The sequence below is a fragment of the Marinobacter sp. 3-2 genome, assembly GCF_003751355.1.
Taxonomy (GTDB): domain Bacteria; phylum Pseudomonadota; class Gammaproteobacteria; order Pseudomonadales; family Oleiphilaceae; genus Marinobacter; species Marinobacter adhaerens.
The window spans coordinates 16,624-43,043 of record NZ_RJUQ01000002.1; the positions used below are offsets into that span (position 1 = coordinate 16,624).

The following is a 26,420-nucleotide window of genomic DNA, read 5'->3' on the forward strand; positions in this document are numbered from 1 at the left end:
ATCCCATGAAAAGAGCCCTTTTCCTCAGCGCGATATGCTTGAACCTTACGACTCCCTTCGCCCATGCAGATTGGACGGACGACTGGTTTGCATCGAGCACTTCATCTGGCGCATCCAGTTACAAAAACCAGCAGCGAGGCTTCTACTCTGCCGGTTCCTATTCAGCCCGTTTGAACGTGTCTACGGATCCACTTGTAACGATTGCACCCCCGCGCATTGAGGCCGGTTGCGGCGGCGTAGATCTGTTCCTGGGTGGTGTCTCAATGCTCGATGCTGACTACCTGGTGGACAAAATGCAGAACATGATTGCAGCCGCCCCGGCCATTGCCTTCGACACAGCCATGAAAGTGATGTCAAAAGAGCTGTCTGAAACAATGAAGTCCTTCGAGCAGATCATTAACGAGTTGAATGGGCTACAAATCAATGACTGTCAGTTTGCGAAGAAGCTAGGCGCCCCGATTGGCAATGCAATTGGGCAAGCAGCGGCTCCCCATTTAGGTTACCTCGATTCCAAAGTGGCTGCCCTAACGGGGTCAACGGATAGCTGGCAGGAATCCAAGGAAAATCAGAGCGCCGCGAACAATGAGCCCACCGAAGATGTTAAGCAGCTTGTCGCGGACTGCCCCACACAGTTCAAAAACATCTTTACCAGCGGGTCATTGTTGCAGAACGCCGCTGACGAGTTCGGGTTTCAATACGTCGATACCATGCGAGGCTTCTTGGGGGATGTTTTCATCAACGCAGGGCCTGGGGTTAAAGCACCCATCATAGAACCGGTGAGCTCCTGCCCGGAGAACGATGAATCCAGCATTGAAGACTTTGTGCATGGCACTGCCATGAAAAAAGTTCAGGTGGCCGCAGGTACCAACTGCATCCAGGATTCGGCAACGCCCAATGGCCTCCTTGGATTGGTAAATGCTCAGATGACTGGCATTGCCAACAAACTCGAAACGAAATCCGCTCTCACCCCGGCGGAAGAGGCATTCCTTGAGGCCTCACCGGTCCCTGTGCTGCCTATCCTCGTCGATTCAATCGCGCTTGGTGACAAGGACATGGCGATTGCTCTTACCGAAGAGGTGGTGGCGTACGCCTACGCCTTCTACATGATCGACGACCTTTATAACACGGCCGACAACATGCTCAGGGAAACCTCTGCGGTAATGAGCAATACGATGGCTCCCGGACCTACCTGCGACCGCAGCGTTTATGCAGAAGCCTATGCGCACCTGGATGCTATCAAGCGGGATGCCTATCAGTTCCGAATGGCTGCGCGAGACAGCTACCTTAAGAAAACCGAGGAGCAGCTGGCTCATATAGCATTCACCAAGGCTCAGTCAGAGAGACAAAAAGAGGTATTGAAACGCAACTCAGAGGATATGACCCAATGAGGCGCTTGAATTGGGTCGTTGCATTCCTCTTGCTTTTGACCCTGCCAGCTCAGGCATTCGCCTTGGATATGGATTTCTATACCTACGACGGCTTCTCGGAGACGGTGAACGCCTTCAAGCGGGTATCCCTGGTCTTCGCTAACAACGAATACACGACCCTGTTCTTCGTTGCCGTAGTCTTCGGGCTGCTTTTCGGCGGCATGTTCACCTACGCCAGGGGCATTATGAATTTCCAGAACTCAGCCTCTGGCTTGAGTCTGGCCTGGCTTATGACCACGCTCATTGGCGTGCTCATCTTTAAAGCCCTGATCACACCAAAAGGCACCATCCATGTTTACGACCCTGTGCGGAATGCCTATGAGGCCGTCGCTGATGTTCCGGACCTGATTGTTCTACTTGCAGGTGTTACGAACAAAGCTGAGCGAGCGGTCCAACGCATCGTCGATGCCTCAGCCGCACATCCATACGAAAATGAAGCCGGCGGCGTGAGTTTTGAACTGCTCCTCAACGCGACCACCGACCGGACCTTTTCCAGCAACTACTATCTCCAAAAATCAATCCGTCAGTATTTTAAGGATTGCTCCAAACTCGCTCTGGTATTGCCATCCTACAACGTCGATCTGGAAGACATAAAAAGTGGCACAGATGACCTCCTCACCACTCTGGCCGAGATGCGCTCCGCATCCATGTTTACAACCTACTACTCTTCCGGTGCGAATAAGGGAGGCACGGTTCTGAGCTGCAATGACGCCTACGACAATTTTTTAGCGCCGCAGCTCAACGCAACCGCCACGTACGATGAATTCTTGGATACTGTCTGCGTAAAAAGCGGCTTCGACATAGCAAATCTGCCTCAGAAAACAGCGTGTGAAACGAAAATCCAAACGATGAACGCCAACGTTTTCGGGGCCCCGGGCGCCCCATCTGCCCAACTCCTGAGAAACGTCGTTATAAGTAATGCAATGTCACAGGTGATGCTCGATGAGAACCCCGACGCTGGAATTCGAGCTTTAACCAACCGCTCAATGATGACTAACGGGTTGGGTATTGCCGTAGCGGCCAACGAGTGGATGCCAAAAATTCGAGCCAGCGTAACTGCTATCGTTCTTGGCCTAATCCCCGTCCTGGTTCTCTTCATCGTTACCCCAATGTTTCCGACCGCCTTGAAGCTGATCATTGCGCTTCTCGGCTGGATCACAATTTGGGGAGTCCTTGATGTGATCATCTCGCAGATTGCAATGGACCAAGCATATGACGCTATCCGGGAGATCCAACGCCATCAGATGGGCCTCTCTGCAATGTTTCTGGCACCTGAATCAGCAACCCAGGCGCTCTCTCTGTTCGGCAAAGCCCGCGGTATGGGAATCGGGATATCGGCCTTTATCGCCGCGATGCTTTTTAAAATGTCGCCCTATGGTCTTACGAGCCTAGCAGGAAACTGGTCAGGTCAGGTGGATCAGCAAGGCTCGTCAGCCGCTGACCAAAATCAATCCCCAGTCTCCAGCGCAAAGGCCTTGGACGATCTCGCAAGTGCCCGTGCTACCTCGAATCTGATTGCGGAAAGTGGTTGGGACAACGTTTCCAACACTACTGAGTACAACCGCGCAACTGATGTGAGCCAGGCCACCATGGAAATGGATGGCCTTTCTGGCATGGGATATGGAGGAGGCCCGGCCAGCCAGGGCGCAATCAAGGGGGCACAACGTGCTGGGCAAACACTCGGTGGAGTGGAAGCACGAAATACAGTTAGCGGTACTACCAATGGCCCCGAAGAAATGAAGAATCTGGATGCCGGGGTTTCGAACATTGAGACGCAAAATCGCTTTGGACAAGCGGATGGCCAAGCCGACGCTGCAAGTGGAAGTGGTTACGGCAGTGTTTATTCATTAGCCGCACAGAATACAGCGTTGCAATTGATGCGAAGCACTGCAGACAACGCCACGGTAGGTTCGATGGTTGAAAGGATTCAAGATGCTCATCCAGGTTTGGACCGAGGCGACGCATGGAAAGTCTTTGCCAATGCCTCCAATGCTGACCTAATGGGCAAACTTCAAGCAACAGGCTGGCATGCTGATGAAGTTGTTCAAATGGCTGAGTTCATGGCTACAGCTACTCAACAACAGCAAACCGGCATGTTGAGCTACATGGAGGCAAACAACCTGACTCCGGCAGATGTGTTTCAGGCTCGCGGAACTGCATCTGCCGCTTCAGATCACGGTACTGCAATGGCTCTCCAGAATATTCCGCCGGAACAACTGGCGATTGCTCAAAGCATCCAAGCTATTCGCAACGGAGCCGACGCCAACGCGGTCATAAGTGCCTCCGCGCAGCGCGGTGGCGGTGTCGTGGACTACATTCAGAACGTTGCGACAATGGCACAAAGCGGGACCGCCGCAGATCTTTCGAAGTTCGAGCTTTTTGCCGATGCATCTGGAATGGACCTGGCTGGTGCTGTGCTCCGAAATCGACTTGCTGAGGCGGGCTCGTTTTCCATGACCAAAGACGAAATGATCAGGGCGCATGAAGATCATGGTTGGTTCACAGATAAACAGCTCGACTCCGTAGCCGATAGCAGTCGAGTTACTTTTGCACTCAATGGCAACGGCGATATCGTTTACAGCTCCACTCTTTCCGGAAATTCTACGGCCATCAACAACGGTACGAACATCGATAACAGTTACACGGAAACTGACACAACTCGAGTAGAGACCGGAGGAAAACAGGCGTACCCCAATGCAGCTCTGTGGGCTCTTAGTGATGATTCAGGCGATCAGATTCGACTTGCCGAAGCACTCCAATCTGTACAAGGGGGCTCACAGGCAGGTAATCGGGTCGCCCTTATTCAACAACTGACAGCGCCAATTAATGCCATCGGTGGCAATACCTTCGACCGAGCAGATGCCGCAGGTTGGGAAGGAAAGGCGGGGCTCCAGTCACCTATCCCAGGAATAAATGCAGGTATTGCTGCCACAACATCCGGTGGCTATCAAAGCAATGAGCGAATGGATATGAATCGCCAGGCTGTTAAACAGATCCTCAATGATGCCTTTGCAATGGCTGAAAGTGCAGATCGCCCAACGAATCCATCCTCACTAACTCCTGACCAGGATCGATGGGTTCAGGCTGCGAGTTATTTCCAGACGCAATATCAGCAGTTGATTCATGATAATGAAGCTCGTGCTGAAGATGATTTTACTAAGTCAGACCACGACGGGAAGGACCTAAAGTATGAAGAACCTAAACCACAGACCTTCCGTTCTCGCAGTAACGCTGGCCGCACTCCTGGGTAGCGTATCGGTTAAAGCGGACCTTCATGAGTGTTTCGAGCTGGCCGCTGAACGATACAGTCTGCCAGTTAATCTGCTCAAAGCGATAGCCAGAGTAGAGAGCAATGGTCGAATCGACGCGATCAACACGGCCAACGGTAACGGAACTACTGACTATGGGGTAATGCAGATTAACTCCCAACACTTAGAGCGGCTTAGGCCCTACAAAATTTCACACACCGTTTTACTAAATAATCCGTGCGCCAATATTCATGTGGGCGCATGGATCCTAGCCGAAAACATGGTAACCGCCAAAGGCAAGCCCTGGTTGGCAATCGGTGCATATAACGCGGGCTTCCGAGAATCAACGAGCGCTGAGAAAGCAAGAAACCGGTACATCGGAAAGGTACGCCGGGCCCTGGCATCAATCACGGAGGAAGAAAATGGAATCCCCAAAGAAGTCGACTGAGCAAACACTTATCGAGGCATTCACCAGGCAGCAAACCGCATTCGCTGACGCAATCATGGTGGAAACCCGAAAAACGAGGCGCAGCGCGAATTTCCGCTCAATCGGTTTAATCCTGGTTATTGTGACCATTTTCGTGTTCAACATCCTTTACTCGCAAGGTATTGTTGGTGGCATCACGATTCCAAAAGGCGAATCCTACGTCTCCCTCGTTCGGTTAAATGGCCCTATTGAAGCGGGGAAGCCAACTGCGCTGCAACAACTCGAAAACCATCTTTATCAGGCTTTCCATGACGAAAAGGCGAAGGGGGTCTTGTTAGTTATTAATTCACCAGGAGGGACGCCAGTCCAGTCCCATAAGCTTCACCAATACTTAACGCAGTTGAAGAAGGAGACCGGGAAGAAATTGGTGGTCTTAGGAGACGATATGCTGACTTCTGGGGCGTATATGGTCGCGGTAGCCGCCGATAAAATCCTTGTTAATCCGGCAACCCTGACGGGCTCTATTGGAGTTTTTCAGCAATCTTTCGGCATCAAAGAGCTTGCAGACAAAGCAGGCATTTCGGCACGTACCATTGTAGCCGGCGACAACAAACGCCGACTAGACCCCTTTACAGACGCGACCTCAGACGATTTAAAGAAGGTTCAAACAGTACTTAATCAAATTCACCAGCAGTTTATTACTGTGGTTAAGCATGGCCGCTCGGAAAAACTGGCCAAACATCACGATCTCTTCAGCGGCGATTATTGGACCGGGGAAGAAGCGGTAACTCTCGGTCTCGTAGATGGCCTTTCCACCTACCACGAAATACTAGAAGTCGAGTTTGGGTCTCAACACGCTTTGGATTACAGCCAAAAACCTGGACTTTTTGGCCAATTACCCAGAGTGGCAGAATCCTTAACGAGCTCCATCACTTCAGAAATTTGGAGCCGACTAAGTCAGTACCCAGGACCAAGATTGTAGTCACTTTGTCCAGCCACAGGCCTCAACCAATTGAGGCCTAGTTTTGCGCATAGCTTCTGTACCCTTCCAATCACGGCCGTACAAAATATTGTTTTCGACTTCTTGGTATTCTCGGTAACTGAGCAGCCCACCCAACTCATAAACGACACAACCACAAGTTTGCCTATCAACCTGAGTTACTACACCCTCTCGTCCTCGCGCTATATCCTCCAGGCAAACTTGATTCAACTTGGCAATACTCGTTACTTCCTTGAGTGTCTGAACGTCATATGTTCCATCGATTGTTCTAGTGGGTTGCCCGGCCCATGCGACCGAAAAAATCGTCACGATTGCCAGACAGCTAATTACTCTTAAGAATCCCTGTGCCACCTCAGTTCTTCTCCTTTTTATCTTGTTCATATTGCTCTGCCTCCCGCAAAACAACTGCAATCTCAGCAGCTTTGACCCCACCACTGATGCTCAACACCTCCCTAGGGTACAAACAAACCCAAACGATAAAACCTGCTCCGGCTATTCCCGGAGGAAGCATAAACACATTCACACTGTAGCTCTGCCCATTAACCTGGTATTCGAATATTCCCTCGCCAAACACCATCGCCATGAAAAAAATAAAGCCCATAACGATGACGAATCCAGCTGCCCGAATCCAACCATCCGTGAAATGGCAAAACCATCCATATATCACGCTTGCAATAACACCAAAAACTCCAAATATCACCGTTGCCTCCCAAACGGTGGCCTCGTTCAACATCGGAGAGATCATCAACGCTGCAAAAACCATTGAGCCAAAAAGTGGCGCAATGACGCACTTCATAACTCCAACCGTATAGAACATAACAATCTCCTTTTGTTACAAGGACATATCCTTAGAAGGGCCGCCCCGAATCTTCTCAACCGCTTTGTTAACGGCCTCTTTGACCACATTGGTCGCTTTCTCCAGTCGAGTTTCTTTAATAAGGCCATCACTCGCGAAGAGCTTTTCAACGCTAATCCGGCGGCCCTCTAGGGCGCTGGTCTTTTCTCCGGTTCTCTCCTCAATCCCCCGAATTAGCTTTGACTTGTCATCGGTATACACATAGGCGTTCTCTTTTGCCCGCGACAACGCCACATAAAACGTTTTCTGGTTTATCAGATTCCGGCGCCAGCTCTCTGCTAGAACAATGGCGTCCCGATATGTCTGACCTTGAGCCGAGAAAATAGTAGACGCGTAGCCATGATCCCAGTGCCTCTGATCCTTCATGTTCAAATCAATGACGCGCCCATCCTTGAAACGGACCGTAGCCGTGTCGCCCTCAATTTTAAGCACTTCGCCTTTCAGCCCGTTTTTCAAGTCGAGGTCTTTATCGGTTTTCCGCCACTGTATCTGATCACCCTCAGCCAGCTTCTTCTCATCCTCACGGTAAACTTCAACGCCGTGCTTTGCCCTGCCCGCTACTTTATCAGGTCTCCAATCAACTACCTGGCCATTCTCTCGTTCAAATACTACTTTCTGGCCATCTACACGCAGGATCTTCACCCGTTCATTTTTTTCCACTCCAAGCGTCTTAAAGGCTTTAGAAAATTCAACATAATCTCCGGCCGTATAGCCTCGCACACTCCCTTTTTCGACCCTGGTGAGCCCACGACTGACCATCACCGAAAACGAAGCTGAATCGGCGTTCAGCTCACCCCTCTGTTGCAGGCCTTCCCGGATCCTCTGGTTCACCTCACCTCTTGTTTCATTGTCTGGGATCATCAAGAGGGTATCTGCACGGTCGCCCTGAGATCGAGCAACATACTGATCGACTATCTTATTTAAACGCTGTGCTTTATCAGCCTCTTCAACCACTCGGCCATCAATCTTTTTGAGCGCCTTCGCCGCATCACCAACCACACTATCCTTCACAGCGCTGAGCAAAACCGGGTTCCCCTTCTGGCGCTGAATTTCGTTCATGACGGCGGTTTTCATTCCGCCTCGCTGAAGCTGATTGAACGGCTTACCCCACTCAATGGCTCCAATTTGCGCCTTGTCCCCAACCAGGGCCACTCTGGCACCGGTCTTCCTGCTGAAGGTAAGAAGGTCTGCCATTTGAGATGAATTTATCAATGAGGCCTCATCGATCACCCAGATCTCTTTGTTATTTTTGCCGATACCGCCTTGGGAGTCCTTTTCACCATTTGCCAGGGCGTAGAGGTGACTGGCAATGGTCTGGCTCTGAATGCCTGCCCCCTTTTGCAGTTCTTCGGCGGCCGCCCCAGTCATCGCAAAACCTCGCACCTTATATCCCCGGTGCTCACCAATATCTTTCACAGCCTGGAGCATGTAGGTTTTGCCGGTACCAGCGTAGCCTTGCACCCCAACCACCCGATCTCTAGTCCCAACGATCGTCTGAACTCCGTCAAGCTGGCCTTTCGTCATGCCCAACTTTGCAGTGAAGTCCTTGATCGCCGACTTTCCAGCAATAGGCCTCAGCTCACCCTGCCCGGTCTTCACCAGGTCTACGATGTAACGTTCCTTTTTCAACGCCTGAGGGGTCGTGAGATAATCAGCCTCCTTATCATTAACCCCCACCGCCGGCAGTAAGATCTTGGCCTCTTTCAAGCCAGAAATAGCGCTATTTACTGCTTGAAAGCTGTGCCGTCCAACTGCTGTACTCATCGTCGTCTTCAGCAATTCTTTCTCAGAGAACACGGCCTCTCTCTCCGCGAGTTTCCTGTAGGCAAATATCACATCATCTCTCGCGGACTCGCCTTTAAACACCTTTTCGCCGCGACCTTCCCCTTGAGGCGAGTTTCGATCCTGTGGCCCTGTCTCCCTCCCATCGACTGCCCCCCCAGGCGCCGTGTCGTTCCGTGGTTGAACTTCCGGATCAATCTTTACCCGATCTGGACCAGGTGTCGTTGAATCCTTGCCTTTGGGCTGGGCTGGTTGAGACTTGCCGGAATCAGCATTCTCGTGCTCTTTGTCCCGCTCAATCCGCTTCAACGGGATAGCCGGGAGTGTTAATCCGGCCTCTTTCAACTCCCTAGACCAGCGCTCCAAGAGAACCTCTTTCGTCGCCGTTTTCTTGCTATCGCGGGTCATCAACGACGCTCGATCCATCGCCTTAGCGCCTTCCAACCCGCGCTCCTTTGCGGCAGCTTCAATGTCTTTTCGGCGCTTCGAGAACAAGCCCCGGAGCTCCTGGCTAACCTCTTTAAGCTCGAACGTGCCTTTTTTACCCGGAACCACGGTATAACCTAACTCGGTCGCTTTCATCGCCAGTTCTGAACGGTAAATCTGACCAATAAGCATGGAGTTATCGTACATGCGACCGCTTTCGATAGAGCGCCACTGTGCGTCATCCCGGAGGGTCGCATTAAGAATGACGCTATGAGTGTGCAACTGAGGGTCCAATGCCCGTGAAGTCGAATGGGTAAACATGGCCGCAGCCATGTTTTCAGTGCGAACAAACCGCGTCACGCCATTCTCACTTTTCCGGCCGCCCACCAGGTTCTTCTCCAGGTAACCCAGCGCTGCTTTAACTGATTCCTGATGAGCCTTAATCAACCGCTCGTCGCCACCGGCCAACGCCATGATTGATACCGACTTGGGAGCAGAAAGCGTAAAGTCCCAGCCCTTCTTATGCTCAATGCCGCCTTTGCCGTTAGCCCTGCCCAGGGTATCCCCTGTAGGCAATCGGCCTTCTAGCGCATTCTCAAATACCTTCATGTCCACGGGACCACTCAGGCCCATCAAGGCCGCTCCATTTCCAAACCACTGGGTCGGAATTGACTCTTTCTCCCCGTTTTCATCGCGGCTATAGTAATCCGCATCCTTGTAGTAGCTGCTCGCCACCTTCGCGCTACCAATCGCTTTGATGCTGATCATAGAATGGCTCCATCCCGGTACTTCAACGCCATTTGATCAGGGGTTTGCTCCACCTCGGTTTTTCCATCAATGGAAACGTCGGCATCGCCGTGAAGATCTTCATCGACAATCACTTCTTCCACGTTCAGTTTCCGATCAACAAAACCCTCCACCCGCCGCTTCAGTTCTTTTCGTTTGAGCACAAACTTAGCCACAGGAAAACTTCGCCCTAACTTCAAATAGCCATGCAGGTCAGGGAGGAATAAAATTTCCGTCGGCAACACAATGGGTCTTAGCTGCCGCTGGCGCGAAAGGGATACACCGTCTCGGATATCGTTTACGCCATAAGATATGCCTTCATTCGTTTCAAGCTGCTCCGTGGCCCCCAGCCCGTTACTCGCCCACTTTGCAGAACGGTCCTCATTGAACCGAAATACTGCCCAGGTGGAGCACATGCCCACCAGGGCATCGGCATCGTCCCGACCATAAATACCAACCAATTGAGGGTATGACTGAACCCCTAAAACACCGCAGCCGCCAAACTTCCTGGATTGAGCCAAGGTATCGGTCAGCGAGGGCAGCCGGTTCAAACTGGGCAACTCATCGATCATCAGCCAGATACGCCTGTCTCGGCAGGGTTTCATTGACATAATGGCCGAGGACGCCGTGTCCAACCATGCCGTAATCAGGGGACGAACAACCTCTTTTTGGTCGTCTTTCCTGGTAATGAAGATCCACTGATCGACGCCGTCATTCTTTACCCAGTCTTTGATCGAAAAGGGATCGTCAGAGTCTTGCAGGTACTTCAGAGATCGCACATACGTTGCCAGAACCGCCCTTACCGACGCGGCCATTTTTTCTGCGCCCTCCGCGAGTATGGCCGCCCCTTCAGTACCCTTAAGATACCCAATGATCTCTTCCAGAGAAGCATTGAGGATTTTGTCTACAAACAGCCGATTAGAGCGTTGCGGGTGATCCGCAAGCTTCCTTGCCATTGCCGAAAATACCAATCTTGCGGCCTGCGTCCAGAACGGGTCGTTGGACTTTTGCTCGGGAATGAAGGATGCAGCCAGCTGATCGAATTCATACTCTTCTTTGCACTCGCCCCACAGATTCCAGGACCGACCACGCGCATCAAAAGGACTCAGAATCACATCCTGGCCTTCACGAAAGAAGTGGGAAACCATATCCCCCGCTGGGTCATAAACAACCGCCCGCTCGCCGCGCCGCCTGAACTCGCTCAGCATTTCTTTATACGTCTCTGACTTCCCGGTGCCAGGAGCCCCAACTACCAAGAAATGAGCAGGCTCTGAATCTTTCGGAATTGGTATACCCGCCATCTTCAGCCCTGCGGTTTTCGTGGTGCGTTTCACGGTCTTACCAAGTTCCTTTGCATCAACCAGTTTGCCTCCCCGGACAAACTCCTCATCTGAGAAGCCTTTACCGGTCGAGTTGAGAAATCGGAAAACCAGCGCACTAAAGATCACCAGTGACACCAAACCAGTCACCACGCCAAACAACAGTGCGGTATAGCTCCTACCAACAATCTCCTGTACCCCGGAATTCCTCAGATACCCCGCCGCCGGGATAACCCGATCGCGCCCATCCGGGTAAGTAATAGAAACAGTTGAATCCTCCAGTTTCAGACCTTCGTGTTTGACGTAGGCCTCGGCATATCCGATAGCTATGGATCTCTCAATCGGGTCCGTCTTGATCCAATAAGTGATCGCAACCGCTGCAATAAATAAAACCAGACAGGCTCTTGAGAACTGAACGACTACCTGCCAAATCATTCGGAAATAATGGATGGTGGTTTGACCACCACGAGTGAAATTACCTACTCCTGAACCCCGGAAAATGCTCATCTACAACACCCCCATCTTTTCCAGGATGGCTATCGAATCCTCCCGGGCCGCATTAATAAGTGATTCTTCGTGAACACCAGCAACGCGCTGGGAGAGGCACAGCGTCTGCACTCCTATCTTTAGAAGGGCATCCAATTTCCCGTTGGCCCCTTCCGTGGCGGCAATGCCACGCTCAATGATGATTCGCCACATTTCAGACTCGGTGCTGATACCCCGACGCCGAGCTTCCTGCTTAACAAAGGTAATGGTGTCCTCGGACACTCGAATGGATACCGCCCTCATCCTTGCCGCTCCATATAGATTTATTTGTTTTCATATAATAATATGTTTTCCGTATGCGCGCTAGGCCTTGCGCCAATTGGTGAGGGCAAGAGGTGTGTATACCGTATGCGCTGCATAGCGCATACGCTGAAGGCCTTGTGGCACAAGGCCTGAAGCATTGCAGCGTAAGCTGCGTAGGGTGTGAGAAAAACCGGGCGGCAGCAGGCCGCTGAGGTCCAGGCAGCCCCCCCAACCGCCGGCTTTTACGGCCTGGCCGTTTTCCTTCGGGACCGGGGCGCTATCTGGTAAACCATTGGTAAACAAAAGAGGCTAGATATGGCTTTGAAAGGATCCGTGTTTGCAAAAACCAGGGAAGACTCTGTAACCGTCTCGGCCAAGGTTCCCCGCTCTCTGAAAAATCGGGCAGATCACCTGCGGGATCAAATACAGGAAATTGACCAGGAACTGAGTTTTGACTTGAGTCTGATCATCCGAGACGCAATCGAAGAGGCTGTGCAGAAGGGTGAAAAGGAAATTTCGAAAATGAAACGGGCGCAGCCGAAATTCTCTGGCGACACCCAACCAGCAACTGGGCAACCAGCAACAGGGGAAATGGAAAGAGCCTGATCAGTTGACCAGGGAGGCCGCCGGCCTCCCCTCGGTCAACCCGTCAAGCTTCATAGGTATGCAGAATTTTTAGGACGCGAAAGCAGCGATCCGGATGCACCTGGTTCACAGGGATCCTTTCCCCACTGCCCTTCTCCCGGTATTCAATCCTGAAAACATATTGATCCCGGTCCAGGTGAACAACACCGACATCGTGATAATCAACAGCGGCCGCCACAGAAAAACTGTGCTCCCCTCGTATCAGGTTAAACAGCTCCCTTTTCCGGTCTGCGGGTAAAACTCGCACCCTACGGCTTATGGCTACCACACCCAGGCGGCGCGCCAGGGTCTTACGAAAAATATCGTTGGTTCTAGAGACAAGCTCAAAATGTTTCATGATCTTTGCTCCCTTTAACTCGCCACGGTTTACCGGCGAACATGAAAAGGGCCCCGGCGGGGCCCTGTGATCTATGCGGCTTGATCCTGCTGTGCGTCCTCCAGGCGAGCCAACATATAGTTATGGGCTTTTTGAGCCAGAGACGCGGCTTTAAACAGCGCTTTCTTGTCGAAGTCCAGAATCCGAATCCAGTGTGCCAGGTAACTTTTGTGCTGCATCTCCCCTTCCAGACCGATACGGCTGCAAACCATCCAGGACGTAAACTCGGCTACCAGTTCTTCAAAGGCATAGGCGTCTGATCCGAACTTGCCGATCAGCTCCCGATTCAGTCGTGATTTATGCCCGGTCGCGTGCGCCATTTCATGCAGACGTGTGGCGTAATAATCCTCGCCCTTAGCGAACTGCTCGCGTTCTGGCATGTGGATACGATCCACTGACGGGATGTAATGGGCGCTATCACCTCCATGAACTGTCACACAGTCAAATGCTTCGCATAGGGCTTCCGCGTCTGCGATAGGCGCCCAGGTAGGTTCTACAGCCGGCTTTTCGATACCGTCGAGTTGATCCCGATTGAATACCGTAAACGAGTTAATCACTGTATAGGCTTCGGTTTCCGTCTCGCCGTTTTCATTGACCACGTTTTTCTCTACTGGCTTGAAGAACACACAACGCGTTCCCTTCTCCCCTTTTCGAACCGTTGCGCCACTGGCTTTAGCCTGCTTGAAGGTCACCCACTCGTTACTGGTAAACCCGGCCTGGTAGCTTCGCATCGCCAACAACAGCACATTGATTCCGCTGTAGGGATTCCCTGTAGTCATGTTGACCGGAAGCGCCAGCATCCCGCGTTTTTCCCACGGGCAAACCCAAGGCTTAACGCCTTCTTTCAGAGCAACCAAAAATTCAGAGGTGATTTCTGCGTAAAGATCTTTTTTCATGATGGGAGTCTCCTAACTCGCCTCGATACACCGGCGAACGTGATGGCTGACCTAACGTCTAAACCATGAGTAAATAATAGCAAAAATAAACATTTGGGTAAACATTTAAGCAAATAAATAAGGCTTTTTTTGAACACCAAAGGCTTGATTTCCCACCCCTGATCCTGAATGTCCGGATTCCGCCGGGTCCGGGCAGCGCCCGGCATAAACACCAGCCGGGCCAACGGCCCGCGCCTTATTGGTGATGCGACCAGACCCCCGCTTGCCTGGTAGATCCCGACCGCCCTTCATCCGCACCCGTCGAAGCAGACGCCGGGCCGGCCCTGGCAAGGTGGAACGCAGCGCAGCGAGTAGACCTTGCCAGGGCTGGTCCGGTGGCTGAGGGTGCATAACGGATGAAGGAAGGTCGGGATCGAACTGCGGGAGCTGAACCCCCTCCGGCCAGGTGGCTGCGCCACTTGGCCTTCGTGTGGTCGTCTTAACAGTCGCGCCAGCGTCTGTTGACCACACCCGGGGCCCCGCTGCGCGGCGATCCTACTGCGGGCCGCTCAGCGGCCTGCCCGGCCGGAGGTCGGAAGCGATAGGGATACGGAGGGCGCCAGTCCCGCCAACGGCGGGATGAGCGATTAGCGAACCCGGAGCAGCCCGGCCCGCAGGGATCGCCAATGAACTTCAATCTCGATCACCGCTGACCTGGCAAACTCTCCCCATAATGGTCTGCAATCAGCGTGTTCACACGGTCTACCAGATCCGGTCTCGTAAACCAGACATGAACATTGCCATTATTAAACCACCGCAACTCGAAATAGTCGGTCTGACAGCGTGTTTCATGTTTCGACTGCGCCATGTGAATCCTCGCGGCCGCGTCGTATTGAGGGTCAGGCAGGGGCTGGTGATCCACCACGTAAAAAATCCGCTCAATATCGGCAAGCTCAGAGCGCCTTTTCACATACCGGCTAACCTCCGAGAGCGCTCCCGTCAGAATGACGCGCCGGCCAATTTTGAACGAATCGTGAGACCGATACTTGGGCCGAACCAATCCTTTAAACACGTTCACGATCCCACGACGAAAAGTCTTCTCCCGATCCTCATAGAATTGCTTGAACGTTGCCCCAACGACATCCCCATCCAATGCCGGAGGATCCGTTTCAAGGGCTTTCCGGAAGCTCTCCACGGCTTCATGATCCATTAATGCACGCAGCCCGGTTGCCTCCATCAAATACAGCCACGCGTCCTGATCAAAACGTTTCGTCACCGCCTCAAGAAATGACGAATGCCGCTCAGGAAAACTCAGCCTGCGATGCTCAGAGGAGCACAACAGCAAGAAGCCATGTGCATTACCCGTGGCCACCCGAAATAACTCATCGGCCTCGCGCAATGCGGTTAATGCCTGGTCCACCAGGACCAGGCAGCGCTGCCGATGTTCAATCTGCTGTTCAACTGTCATCCGGCGAACCGGTAAATTGTCCCTGCTCATAGTCCATCCCCCTGTCGCAACAACCGGCGCCGAATTGCGATCCTTTTGGCTGCCAAAAGCGTCAGCCGAAGTTCCAGAGTGGACAACCGACCTAGGCACACAGCCTGACCGCCCTCAAACGCCCTCACGAGTGCTGTGGCACGATTTTCTATCATTACGCGACACACAATGACCCCCTCCCCTTCCGGGCGTCTGTGGCGATCTGGCGGAACGCTGCGGTTGATTCACACAGCGCTCGGAACAACAGTGCATGACGACAAGTAATAAACTCGGCAAGCTTGGTACGTTCCTTCCGTTTCCAACCCACCACCACCCAGAACGGCACAGCCGAATCACGCTCGACTGAAAATCGCTCGTAGTCGGCCAAGCCCTCAATGCTATCCAGATATATCAACGTATCCATGACGCCTCCTTGATCAGGCCCGGCGTTAGCCGGGCCCTGGTTCCCTCAGATGGATCAGGCTGGAACCCCTGACTGATCGACCGACAACGCCAGCGCCACCGGGCGAACCCAGATCGGCGTTGACCCCAGAACAAACGTTTCGCCAGACCAAGCCAGCAACAGCGTTTCGCCCATCACCTCGGCGATAGCCTTTGCGGCCTGCGCCGGTACCGCGTTGCCGATACGCTCCCGCCAATCTGAATCAGACCCCCCAGACAAAGTAATAACCTCTTCTGGCTCGATCAGGCTTTGCAGTGCAGCAAGCTCCAGCGTGGTGAACGGTCGGTGCCAAGTGCCGTCCTCCGCTTCAATACAGGTCACCAGTCGGTCTGAGGTTTCCGGTAAACGCGGGTCTGCTACCGACCACTTACCGTTGTCATGTCCAGCGGACGATGACACAGCACCCGTTGGCGCCGTCCAATCAATCACCCCGTAATGCCCTGCGGTCAGGTAGCTGTCTCCGGCCTTGCGCCGAAAACCAGGGCGTGGGTCAGCCACTGCAAACGCGCCATTACCGGTTGTACTGGCGGCGATCACCGCCCCGGCAGGCTCATCAAACCGGGTTACTCGGTATTTGCCGCCTTTCCAACGTGTGTGTTCCATCGGTCTCGGGTCCGCGACAGAAAACCGTCCCTGCCCCGGCGACCGTTGGCCCGTCACCACACCCGCCGTTTCCTGCCAGTCAATTACCCCAAATTGGCTGTAATTGGCGCCACTGAAGCCGGGAGAAGCGACCATAAATCTCTCCCCTTCCACGCGTTCGATGGCGAAATCCTTTAAAAATCCATCCTCTACAGCCAGTCGGTTAAGTGAGCGCCAATCCTTACCAGCCTCAACGAAGGCCAACCGCACCCAAGTTTTCCACTGAAGGGAAGGCACCCGGTGCATCGGCCCCGCTTCGGGATCACCCGGTGCAGGCATCTGACTCAGAACCTCACCAACGCCGCGTAACCGTTTCCGGGTCGGCTCGTACAGGAACGGCGGCACCTTAACTTGATGTCGAGCGACCAATAAAAAGCGCTTGCGCGACTGCGCGAAGCCGCCAATTTCACCGCAGTCATGCGCGGTTTCCGCCACGGCGTAGCCATAGGTTCGGAGCAGCGAAACAATCTGATCGAGCAGCGCCCTACCCCGGGAAGCAATCCGCGGCACGTTCTCGAAAATAATCAGTTCGGGGGGATCGTCAGACCAGGCTTCCGCCATCAGCCAGACACAGCGAAGCGTGAGCCGATTAAGAGCCTGATATTTCGTTGTTTTGCTTAATGTCTCTGACAACAGGCCGGACAGCCCCTTACACGGTGCAGAAATAAAAACGATATGCGGCCGCTCCCCTCCAGCTGCCCGCTGGATGTCAAACGGTGTCGCCTCAGCCCAATCAGCAGGAGGAGTGCGACCGTGAAAGTCCTCGTACTGGTCCCGGCTGAATAGGTCCATCAGCGTTCCTTTAGCCCCTGCCAGCCGCTCAAAGTCCTTCAGAGCGCCTGCATCGATATCGATACCCCCAAGGCAGCGAAAGTGCCCCTGCAAGCGACCAACCTTGGGGCGCGCCTCGTTCATGCCCTTGGCACCGCCACCCAAGCCACAGCAAAAGTGAAAATGCCGGATTTCGTATTCGTTTCCCTGAATTTGCATAACCGTATCCTCTGGAGTCCTGAGAAACCGGCGGCAATGCCGCCGGTCGCGCCTGTCAGTCGATCAGCCTGAAAATGCTTTCCATTTCCCGGTGCTCAAGTGCGTATTCCCGCAGCTTGTGAAACGCCGAATCGAAAACAGGATCTCGGTACTTCCAGACCAAACGGTTGTATGCCACCAGACACAGCGCGATTCCGGCTGCCTCTTGGCTTACCTTCTCGGAGGCATAGTTCTGAACGTTCTGAAGCTCGATGGGCTCTTGCAGGTCTGGAGCCATGAAAAAGCCTCCATTGGAGAGCTTGAAGAAATGCCAGTAAGCGCCGGTGTAATCGCCACACCATTCACCCATGACCGAGTAAATGGCCGGCTCTACGGCTCCCATATAGGCAGAAAAATAACGAGGAATGGCACACATACGGCTGTGGCCGGTGAGCTTGGTCGCTGTCACGACCGGAGAGAGGGTATCTACCATCTGAATGTCCTTCTAACTCGCCTCGAAGCACCGGCGAACGTGACGGCCAACCTTCGTTGACCGCATGTTTATAGTATCAATATCCCGTCATAATGTAAACATTTGAGTATATATTTAAACGGAAAATTCACCGCATTCTGTGGCCACCTCATCACCTGGTTTCTGCCCAATATCCAAGACCAGCCAGGGCCGCTCCAGGGCACGGGGAAACTCCATGTGAAAATAGTTAGAGGGATCGCCAAGGGACACCCTCATATCCAGCTTTGACAAGCCGAGAACCCCGATCAACACCATGCAAAACCACATCAGTCCTGCTTTCATTTTGCGCTCCTTGTTCCAAGAAAAACGGGGAGGCAGAACCTCCCCGGCAGGGTTACTTAATGTGAAGCTCTATCGTCCAATCCGCGGACGTAAAGCGAAAATCCACATCGGCACCCATAGCAATCGCAAACAGCAAAATGCCAGCAATCCACTTGGCATATTTTGCGATCAGTTGCAGCTTGGATTTTTCCATTGTTATTACTCCTAAATCGCCTCGAATCACCGGCGAGCGTGGCGGCTAACAACTTCCGCTAACCACCTGTAAATAATAGCAAAAATAAACATTTGGGTAAACATTTAAGTAAATAAATAAGGCTCTTTTTTAAACACCAATGGCTTGATTTACCACCCCTGATCCTGAATGTCCGGATTCCGCCGGGTCCGGGCGGCGCCCGGCATAAACACCAGCCGGGCCAACGGCCCGCGCCTTATTGGTGATGCGACCAGACCCCCGCCTGCCTGGTAGATCCCGACCGCCCTTCATCCGCACCCGTCGAAGCAGACGCCGGGCCGGCCCTGGCAAGGTGGAACGCAGCGCAGCGAGTAGACCTTGCCAGGGCTGGTCCGGTGGCTGAGGGTGCATAACGGATGAAGGAAGGTCGGGATCGAGCTGCGGGAGCTGAACCCCCTCCGGCCAGGTGGCTGCGCCACTTGGCCTTCGCGTGGTCGTCTTAACAGTCGCGCCAGCGTCTGTTGACCACACCCGGGGCCCCGCTGCGCGGGGATCCTACTGCGGGCCGCTCAGCGGCCTGCCCGGCCGGAGGTCGGAAACGATAGGGATACGGAGGGCGTCAGTCCCGCCAACGGCGGGATGAGCGAATAGCGAACCCGGAGCAGCCCGGCCCGCAGGGATCGTCTGACCCCACAGATTTGAACATCAGATACCGAAATTTCCGTACGGAAACTCTCAAAAACGATTGGCTCAGCCTACAACCTTAACAGCCGTGCCCGTGGCGGATATCACCACAACCCCGTTATCCGTAGCACCACTGAACTCGACAACGTTAACTGAAACACCGATCACGGCATCAGCGCCCAGATTCGCTGCATTAAACCGCAGTCGTTTCAAAGCCTCTTCCCGACAGCGAACCAGGTGAGACTCGGTGCCATAACTCTGCCCGGAGCCGGCAACCGCTCGTCCAATGCTTCCAAAGAATTCATTAATTGAACTGAACGCATAGGTGCTATCGCCTGCGACAATTCCGAGCACCTTGTCTACCTCGGCTCCTGGAAGTGTCGGCGTGGTCGTGACAATCATCGTCGACAACCTTTCAGAGAGCTCCCGCTTGGGCGTCATCTGGGGTTTCTTGACATCAATCCCCTTCTTAACCGCCTCCTCGATCTTGCTGTAAACCGCCTCACAATTCGGACACTGCCAGTCCGGCGCTCGGTCCTCCGGCTTACGCTCGTAGTCACACTTCAGGCAAACTTTTCCCACTACCCCACCCCTTAACGAGAAAGAGCCGTAACTGAACACAGGCCCAGTCGCTCGAAGTCTATGATTCTTCCAACTTTAGTCCACGAACCCATGGTAAAGCTCAACATCCATCGCTTCCTTGTCGCCCTGGTCTCGAATGGTTTCTTCAAAGAACATTGTTGTTGCCATAGTCGACTCTCCTGTTTTGGGTGGAAGCACAACCTCTGTCCTTCCGGATCAGAGCAATCTCAAGCCATAAGGTACACCATCAAGCCCGTAAGAGAAGGTATACCCTACCCTTTCGACCGCCCCCAAAAACTCGGCGCACACCTGGTAGCCATCCCGGTCGCCCACATCCAGAAGCGCCGCGTAGTGTTCAACAATATGCGCTAGACGCTCAGGTTGTTCCTCTGAAACATCGAACAGATCCGGCAACTCCATTGCTTCCATCATTCTCCCCTTACCTCTGAATCAGTGCGCGGCAAAGCCACCGCTGCGACTATATCCCCTTCATTGATTTCCCCACGCTTCCACTGCTCAAGCAAAAGCGGTATCACGACAGACAACATGTACTCGTATACCTGGACATTCGGCTTTCTGCCGCCAAGCGCTTGCTCCCAGGCGGTGATCCGATCATGTCTGTAGTTCGTGCCAAGGTCCTGGTTCAAGCTTTTCAAAGCATCTGACAATGGCAAAGCTCCTCCGTCAGTCATCAGCCGCCGCCACGTCGACACAATGTTGGCGTCGGTGGGGTGCACCGGGGCTCCCCGTCCCCACCGTTTCTTCGCGTTTTCACTCACTTGTGCCTCCCGGGCGATACAGTCATAATGATTTCGTTCTCTTTCTAGTCGAAGGGACACCGGCCCTGTTGAGCGTGGTGGCTTGCAGGGCCACCTCTCCCCTCCCCCACGGATCAGGAACAAGAGCGCAAGCGACATTCCCTGAAACGTAACCATAACGATATCTCTGAACGCGTAAACTGTACCTGCCAAGAGCGCAGTTCCTGAAATTTCCGTACGGAAATTCGGGCCCCTCAGCGCCGATGCTCGTTCCAGGTTAATCAATCAACAGCAAGATGTCCCAGGATTCCGGATGATCGTAGACGTACGCCATCAACCGGTCGTACTGCTCACCAAATTGGTCAGTGCGATAGGTCCAAACACAGTGATTAACGGCAAAAACACAGGCGATCAACCCCGCCGCTTGCCAACTCACCTCAGCTTCCGCCCCATTGCCAGGATTACTTACCCTTACCGTGCCCTCAATATCCGGCGCCATGAAAAAGGCACCGTTCGTGGTTTCATAAAACGTCCAGTAGCCGCCGCTGTAGTTTTCGCAAAGATGACGCATGTACGCAAAAATCGCATTCTCAGCCTCAAGGAACCGATCACCAAAATAGGTGGGCAAGGTGTCCAGGCGCTCATCATCACCAACAACCGTTACCTCAATCACTGGATTGGATACACACATAGCAAATCTCCCTGTAGTCGAAGGCAAATCGGCAGGGAAAATGTGGTGGTGGAATCCCTTGCCGACTTGTTTGTCTCAACGCCAAACCGGCGTTTTCTCCATTGTTGGAACCGGTATCTGCGAGAATTTCCGTACGGAAATTTTCAGGATTAATCGGCCAAGCCCGGGGCCTGGCAAGAAAACCTCACGCACAGGCCCCGTCGGTCACATGGGACAGCGCCACAAAGTAACTCACGTGATAACCCTGGCTGACCGACAGGCCTCCCGCTGTTGGGCGGACACTCCAGGATTTGGCGTCCTCAACCAGGTCACGAATGAACGCAAGCCGGTCTACCTCTTCGCCTCGGTTGAAATTGCGCTCAGAGTCCAGAAACGAGTCATCGGTGGTCTGACCTTCGCAAACAACGCGCAAGGACTGGTCACGAGCCAGCAACCGAACCAGGTGAGGCACAGTCCACTTTTGGGGCCAGCCTGCGAGTGGATTCATGGCCGACAAGGCCATTGGGGAGAAAATTTCCTTCGACGGGAAGTGATACACCGAAACCGACAGGTGAGGCTGTAGCTTCCGGTACTCTGCCCTTTCAAGCTCCAGCGCACTCAGAACTTCAAAGAGCTTCAGCAGACTCCAGTTGGCAATAGCCAGCATGCTGATCACTGCGGATTTATGACCATGGATAATCCAACGCCGACACTCCTTGCCGCGTTTCATGGCGTAGCCGAGATCTGTGATCGCCAGGTTAAAATCGTGCTCGTGAATACCGAACCGCTGCACATGGGCAAAGGTATTCTTCACATAGACCTCGCGATCTTCGAAAGCCTGAAGCCAAGCTTCACGGGTGGTCAGGGCGTCAGTAAGGGAAACGGATCTCATAACCTACTCTCTCTTGTCTAGTCGAAGGTAAATCGGCGGGAAAATGTGGTGGTGGATTCCCTAACCGACCCACATATAATAACACCGTTACGGTGTTATTATCAAGGGATTTACCCGATTTTGAGCAAAAGTTTCCGTACGGAAATTTTCCAATTTTGTTGACTCCTCACCCCTGATCCTGAATGTCCGGATTCCGCCGGGTCCGGGCAGCGCCCGGCATAAACACCAGCCGGGCCAACGGCCCGCGCCTTATTGGTGATGCGACCAGACCCCCGCTTGCCTGGTAGATCCCGACCGCCCTTCATCCGCACCCGTCGAAGCAGCCACCGGACCAGCCCTGGCAAGGTGGAACGCAGCGCAGCGAGTAGACCTTGCCAGGGCTGGTCCGGTGGCTGAGGGTGCATAACGGATGAAGGAAGGTCGGGATCGAGCTGCGGGAGCTGAAACCCCTCCGGCCAGGTGGCTGCGCCACTTGGCCTTCGTGTGGTCGTCTTAACAGTCGCGCCAGCGTCTGTTGACCACACCCGGGGGCCCCGCTGCGCGGGGATCCTACTGCGGTGGTGAACCTGGAGGGCCAACGGCCTGGAAGGCTCACGACCGCGAACAGAGAGGCGTTAAACAGTCTCGTAAGTGCCGGTGACAACCGGCGGTGAAGAGTCTGTTGCCGAACAGGTAGAGGGTTCAGGGCACAGCCCTGGTCGCCGGGACGGCGAGAACGATAGGGATACGGAGGGCGTCAGTCCCGCCAACGGCGGGATGAGCGAATAGCGAACCCGGAGCAGCCCGGCCCGAAGGGATCGCACTGAATATCCAAATCCACAACCTTCTCAAACACTGGGAGGCAACATCCAGGTTCAACCCCGAGCCCAACTTCTGACAGAGCTTTTCAGGGCATGCACTTGAGGCGGTGCAGCAAGGTGCGAAGATAATCCTCCGTAAGCTCGACCACCCGAACTCGATGACTGTAACAAACAGGACACTCGTTTATGGGTGTCGGCAACTGGTGCCGTTTGCAGCTCAGACAGAACAACGCAGTCTCATGACCGGCAGCGGCAATGGCGTTGGCATCGTTGACGGAGTAATCGAGCCGCTGAGTGACGTCTTCCCTGCGCGCCCGCCATTCCTGCTCAACCTTCTGATACTTTTCATCTTCCGGGAATATATCTCCCAGCAACGCCTGCAAAGTCGCTCTTCCTCTTTCCGCCCGGACAGCCTTGGCCTTGACCTGTCTTTGCTCTTTTTCGTGAGCCGTCCAGATATCCGGTCCGGAAGCCAAAACCCGAAATGTCTTGGCCGGACGCTCTTCGGCAAGCACGCCACGCTTACACAGTTTCTTGAGATACGATAGAACCACCGCGTACGGCGACCGGATGGCATTATTCTCGGCAGGGGTCAAAAACCACACCCCACGTAACTCGTAATCTTTGCGTTGGTTGTAAGGCTGCTTCAGATGGGCCTGCTTGAGTTGGCTCAGCTTCAAGGCCCATTCACGAACGCCGGCGGCTTTTTCGGCATAGGCCAGCGCCTGGGCCACCGAGAAAATATAGCCCGGTTCCTTATCCAGAATCAGAGACTCAAACACCGCGCTTTGCCAGAGTCGCCGATCTTCTTTGAACACCCACTCCCGTTGAACACTAACATCCATGAACGTCGGCCACTTCTCTGGCTCGAATCTCAAGCGCCGTGCAATCTCTTCCAGCCGGGGCTTTGCACGTTCTGCCAGCCGCTCTCCCAGAGTCAGCCAGCCCATGGATTCCACTTGCTCCAGGTTTCTTAACGCAATCTCAAACGGCTCTCGGGCTTCTGCTTTCTTACGAATCAGGGCCTGTCTACGCTCCTCCTTCTGCTGTGCCGCACGCTCCTTCTTACGTTTGGCCGCTTCCTCCCGTTCGCGTTGCCGTTCGAGGCGTTTGATCTCGATCGGTACCCTGGCCTCCAGCGCTTCCCGTACGGCATGAACCTTCGGCAGCTCGTCAATCAATGAGCACCGATGCCACCAACGGGGAGCTGATTTCAGCACTTCAGCTTCCAGCGCGACCGGATCCAGCACGGTTTCCTCCGACAACCAGCTAAGATCGATCTCCATAACGTTATCAATCGCCAGACTCTTATTTTCCTCGACGGCATGCGTAACCAGGATCTCAATATGCAACTCAGCATCGTTCTTCAGAAGGGCAGTCACGTCAGGCGTCAGACCATTGTCCAACCGTTTCTCAGAGACGGCCGATACGAAATGGACCTCACGCGTGTCGAAGTGCAGTGTTTCCGATAGTGTTTCGCCGAACACCAGGGGAAAGGAGAGCAACACATCCCGCTCCGGCAACCACACTCGACCGGCATCCAGGAGGATCTGCTTGGCCATCTTGTGCAGGGCGGTTTCGTACCCACCAGGGCACTCGGCGCCGCGATGGTGAGCAAAATAGAAGCGACCAGCCACACTGCATTTCGCAATCAATGGAACCTTGCACTCAGGACAATGGCAGCCGCACTTCTTGCCCCGGTCCACAGTCTCTGGACGGTACAAGCGGCCATCCTTTTCACCAAAGGGCACTCGTAGCTTGCTCAGGGCAGGGCGATTATTGGTTTCTGAACTCACGCGACAGACAAATTCCGCATTGAATGAATTGATGAATACCGGACAGGCGCTCAGACCAGTCTATACCAACACAGGGGCAGGGGAGGGCAGAGACCACGCTAACCTGTCGGACAACCATCATTATCGGGAAATTTCCGTACGGAAACTGATGAGATCACCAACAACGTCCAGCCATAAATCTCTCCCCTTTACCGACCATAAATCTCTCCCCTTTACACTTTGAGGCCTCTCAGGCACTGAATGCCTTGCTCACAAATGCCTCGAACTTGCTGCGAAATGGCAGGGATCTTCCACTTGTGGATAACTGCCATATTTCCCTCCCCCTCACCATATTGCTCTCCCCAGACACCATATTGCTCTCCCCTTGTTAACCATAACCCTCTACCCCCTTTGCCATACTGGTCTCCCCTTTGACCATAAAACTCTCCCTTTTTGGCTATTTTTTCCGTTCTAAAACAAATGGTTAAACCTTCCGAAAAGCAGTAAAAGAGAAAAAGTAGTACAGTATAAAAGATTATAAAAAGGGGTTTTTTGTGGATCAGCTCACTCAACGGGTACGGAAAGCCAATCGGCTCAATGAGGCGAAATTCCGTTTAACGACAACGGAATACAGGATCCTGCTTCTGTGCGTCTCCAAAGTGAAGCCAATGACTGACGACGTTCCCAACAAGTTCCGGATTTACGGAACTGAGTTCGCGGACATGTTCGGTATCAGCACCAAAAACGCCTACAAGCAGATTCGTGAGGGCTTGGATTCCACCTGGGACAAACAATTTTTTGAGCGCATCCCTGCCACCAAGGGCACTGAAGCCGGGTGGCGCCGTCGGCGCTTTGTCATCACGCAAGAATATAACCCTGGCGAGGGCTACGGAGAGTTAGAGTTTCATCCGGACTTTTTGCAGCACCTGGTCAACCTTCGGGAGCAGTACACCGACTACGGACTGCGCAACGTCACGCATTTGCCGTCCTTCAACGTCATCCGGGTTTACGAGCTGCTGGTTCAATTCCGTAAAGTCGGGCACCGTACTTTCGAAATCAGCTGGTTCAAAGAGCTCCTGGGACTTGAGAACAGCTATCCCCGATTCAAAGACCTGCGGACCCACGTCATCGAACCTGCGCTGAAGCTGATCGATGCTCACACTGATATCCAGATCATCAAACACGACAAGAAGTGGTTCCGTACGGAAAAGCGCGGCAAGAAGGTGATTGCCTTTGAGGTCTATTTCCGCCACAAGGCTCAGCAGACGCTAGACCTGGATGAACCACAACCCCTCCCTGTGGAGGAGCCGGTTACGCCACAGGTAGAGTATGAATGGGAAGCGGCAGGCTATCGTACCGAAGGCGAATATCGTGACGCCCGCAACACCGAGAAGCGGTACGGTGTAACTTTCAATGACGCTCGTGAGTACATCGCCTTCACACAGAAGCTCCAGAGACGGGCCTGAATCTCGGCTTCCAGGCCATTAATTCATCAATAGAGTTCGTCTCATGAACTATAGAATTTACTCCAAATAGCTCAACCACGCGGTTTCTATCCAAATTTGCTATATCTGTACTCTAGAGATCATCTGTTCTATTCAGCTAAATAGTGTCATCGCTGTCCAATAGAGAGACCAAAACCGATGACTGAAGCAAACTCCTGGACTGAATCCCTGATTGCAGTCGCAAGCACAATCCCGACAGAAAACCTGGCCATCGTTGCCCTGGTAATTGTAGCTATCACCGCCATTCGGAGGCCCCGTTGA

At 53.5% G+C, this 26,420-nt stretch carries 25 protein-coding genes; 7 read left to right on the top strand and 18 right to left on the bottom strand.

The features are described from left to right. The first annotated feature begins 5 nt into the window (after positions 1–5). The 4 genes from EDB94_RS00915 to EDB94_RS00930 are packed head-to-tail and all read left to right on the top strand — an operon-like array spanning position 6 to position 6,084. Complete coding sequence (locus tag EDB94_RS00915; protein WP_062786966.1) at positions 6–1,388, top strand: conjugal transfer protein TraH; 1,383 nt, start codon at positions 6–8, stop codon at positions 1,386–1,388. After that, a complete protein-coding gene (locus EDB94_RS00920) occupies positions 1,385–4,678 on the top strand; it encodes a conjugal transfer protein TraG N-terminal domain-containing protein (RefSeq protein WP_108019785.1) in 3,294 nt (1,097 codons plus the stop codon). The genes EDB94_RS00915 and EDB94_RS00920 overlap by 4 nt, the downstream gene beginning before the upstream one ends. Beyond that, on the top strand, positions 4,617–5,123 hold the full coding sequence (locus EDB94_RS00925; RefSeq protein WP_108019787.1) for a lytic transglycosylase domain-containing protein: 507 nt from the start codon (positions 4,617–4,619) through the stop codon (positions 5,121–5,123). The genes EDB94_RS00920 and EDB94_RS00925 overlap by 62 nt, the downstream gene beginning before the upstream one ends. Further along, positions 5,098–6,084, top strand: coding sequence for a S49 family peptidase (locus EDB94_RS00930; RefSeq protein WP_108019789.1), 987 nt, complete (start codon positions 5,098–5,100; stop codon positions 6,082–6,084). The genes EDB94_RS00925 and EDB94_RS00930 overlap by 26 nt, the downstream gene beginning before the upstream one ends. A 370-nt stretch (positions 6,085–6,454) precedes the next feature. Here the strand turns inward: EDB94_RS00930 and EDB94_RS00940 are convergent, their stop codons facing one another. From EDB94_RS00940 to EDB94_RS00955, 4 genes are read right to left on the bottom strand one after another with little or no spacing between them, the layout of a single operon-like run. Beyond that, positions 6,455–6,919 carry a hypothetical protein gene (locus EDB94_RS00940; RefSeq protein WP_108019793.1) on the bottom strand — a complete coding sequence of 155 codons (465 nt, stop codon included), beginning with the start codon at positions 6,917–6,919 and terminating at the stop codon, positions 6,455–6,457. A 15-nt stretch (positions 6,920–6,934) separates the two neighbouring features. After that, a complete protein-coding gene (mobF, locus tag EDB94_RS00945) occupies positions 6,935–9,934 on the bottom strand; it encodes a MobF family relaxase (protein WP_108019795.1) in 3,000 nt (999 codons plus the stop codon). Next, on the bottom strand, positions 9,931–11,778 hold the full coding sequence (gene traD / locus EDB94_RS00950; RefSeq protein WP_108019797.1) for a type IV conjugative transfer system coupling protein TraD: 1,848 nt from the start codon (positions 11,776–11,778) through the stop codon (positions 9,931–9,933). Before traD ends, mobF begins: the two co-directional genes overlap by 4 nt. Next, complete coding sequence (locus EDB94_RS00955; RefSeq protein WP_062786988.1) at positions 11,779–12,060, bottom strand: hypothetical protein; 282 nt, start codon at positions 12,058–12,060, stop codon at positions 11,779–11,781. Between the two features lie 315 nt (positions 12,061–12,375). On the opposite strand from EDB94_RS00955, the gene EDB94_RS00960 reads away from it, so the two are divergent. Further along, positions 12,376–12,666 carry a hypothetical protein gene (locus EDB94_RS00960; protein ID WP_062786991.1) on the top strand — a complete coding sequence of 97 codons (291 nt, stop codon included), beginning with the start codon at positions 12,376–12,378 and terminating at the stop codon, positions 12,664–12,666. A 43-nt stretch (positions 12,667–12,709) separates the two neighbouring features. Here EDB94_RS00960 and EDB94_RS00965 read toward each other — a convergent pair whose 3' ends face one another. From EDB94_RS00965 to EDB94_RS01020, 13 genes are all read right to left on the bottom strand, one after another. Further along, a complete protein-coding gene (locus EDB94_RS00965) occupies positions 12,710–13,042 on the bottom strand; it encodes a DUF3768 domain-containing protein (RefSeq protein WP_062786994.1) in 333 nt (110 codons plus the stop codon). A gap of 71 nt (positions 13,043–13,113) precedes the next feature. Continuing rightward, entirely contained in the window at positions 13,114–13,977 is an 864-nt protein-coding gene (locus tag EDB94_RS00970; RefSeq protein ID WP_062786997.1) for an ArdC family protein, read from the bottom strand. 682 nt (positions 13,978–14,659) lie between these two features. Continuing rightward, positions 14,660–15,454 (bottom strand): DUF4942 domain-containing protein, encoded by a 795-nt coding sequence (locus EDB94_RS00975; RefSeq protein ID WP_108019799.1) that lies wholly within the window; start codon positions 15,452–15,454, stop codon positions 14,660–14,662. Between the two features lie 154 nt (positions 15,455–15,608). Next, positions 15,609–15,857, bottom strand: coding sequence for a hypothetical protein (locus EDB94_RS00980; RefSeq protein WP_108019801.1), 249 nt, complete (start codon positions 15,855–15,857; stop codon positions 15,609–15,611). A gap of 54 nt (positions 15,858–15,911) precedes the next feature. Next, complete coding sequence (locus EDB94_RS00985; protein WP_108019803.1) at positions 15,912–17,528, bottom strand: DNA cytosine methyltransferase; 1,617 nt, start codon at positions 17,526–17,528, stop codon at positions 15,912–15,914. Positions 17,529–17,583: 55 nt separating this feature from the next. Then, positions 17,584–18,000 (bottom strand): antirestriction protein, encoded by a 417-nt coding sequence (locus EDB94_RS00990; protein WP_062787272.1) that lies wholly within the window; start codon positions 17,998–18,000, stop codon positions 17,584–17,586. Between the two features lie 114 nt (positions 18,001–18,114). Continuing rightward, positions 18,115–18,321, bottom strand: coding sequence for a hypothetical protein (locus tag EDB94_RS00995; protein ID WP_108019805.1), 207 nt, complete (start codon positions 18,319–18,321; stop codon positions 18,115–18,117). A gap of 52 nt (positions 18,322–18,373) precedes the next feature. After that, entirely contained in the window at positions 18,374–18,514 is a 141-nt protein-coding gene (locus tag EDB94_RS20655) for a hypothetical protein (RefSeq protein WP_156484316.1), read from the bottom strand. Positions 18,515–19,243: 729 nt separating this feature from the next. After that, positions 19,244–19,759, bottom strand: coding sequence for a YbjQ family protein (locus EDB94_RS01000; RefSeq protein WP_062787289.1), 516 nt, complete (start codon positions 19,757–19,759; stop codon positions 19,244–19,246). 216 nt (positions 19,760–19,975) lie between these two features. Continuing rightward, entirely contained in the window at positions 19,976–20,191 is a 216-nt protein-coding gene (locus tag EDB94_RS01005; RefSeq protein ID WP_146162228.1) for a hypothetical protein, read from the bottom strand. Then, on the bottom strand, positions 20,188–20,538 hold the full coding sequence (locus tag EDB94_RS20565; RefSeq protein WP_146162229.1) for a hypothetical protein: 351 nt from the start codon (positions 20,536–20,538) through the stop codon (positions 20,188–20,190). Before EDB94_RS20565 ends, EDB94_RS01005 begins: the two co-directional genes overlap by 4 nt. A 256-nt stretch (positions 20,539–20,794) precedes the next feature. Further along, positions 20,795–21,208 carry an antirestriction protein gene (locus EDB94_RS01015; RefSeq protein ID WP_062787281.1) on the bottom strand — a complete coding sequence of 138 codons (414 nt, stop codon included), beginning with the start codon at positions 21,206–21,208 and terminating at the stop codon, positions 20,795–20,797. 184 nt (positions 21,209–21,392) lie between these two features. Continuing rightward, the gene (locus EDB94_RS01020) at positions 21,393–22,079 is read right to left on the bottom strand and encodes a hypothetical protein (protein ID WP_062787278.1); all 687 of its coding nucleotides are present in this window, start codon (positions 22,077–22,079) and stop codon (positions 21,393–21,395) included. Between the two features lie 630 nt (positions 22,080–22,709). On the opposite strand from EDB94_RS01020, the gene EDB94_RS20660 reads away from it, so the two are divergent. After that, positions 22,710–22,847 (top strand): hypothetical protein, encoded by a 138-nt coding sequence (locus EDB94_RS20660; protein ID WP_156484305.1) that lies wholly within the window; start codon positions 22,710–22,712, stop codon positions 22,845–22,847. A 118-nt stretch (positions 22,848–22,965) separates the two neighbouring features. On the opposite strand, the gene EDB94_RS01025 is transcribed toward EDB94_RS20660, so the two are convergent. After that, on the bottom strand, positions 22,966–24,675 hold the full coding sequence (locus EDB94_RS01025) for a hypothetical protein (protein WP_146162230.1): 1,710 nt from the start codon (positions 24,673–24,675) through the stop codon (positions 22,966–22,968). Between the two features lie 533 nt (positions 24,676–25,208). Between EDB94_RS01025 and EDB94_RS01035 the strand changes: the two genes are divergently transcribed. Beyond that, a complete protein-coding gene (locus EDB94_RS01035; RefSeq protein ID WP_181259086.1) occupies positions 25,209–26,120 on the top strand; it encodes a replication initiation protein in 912 nt (303 codons plus the stop codon). Positions 26,121–26,420: the final 300 nt, after the last annotated feature.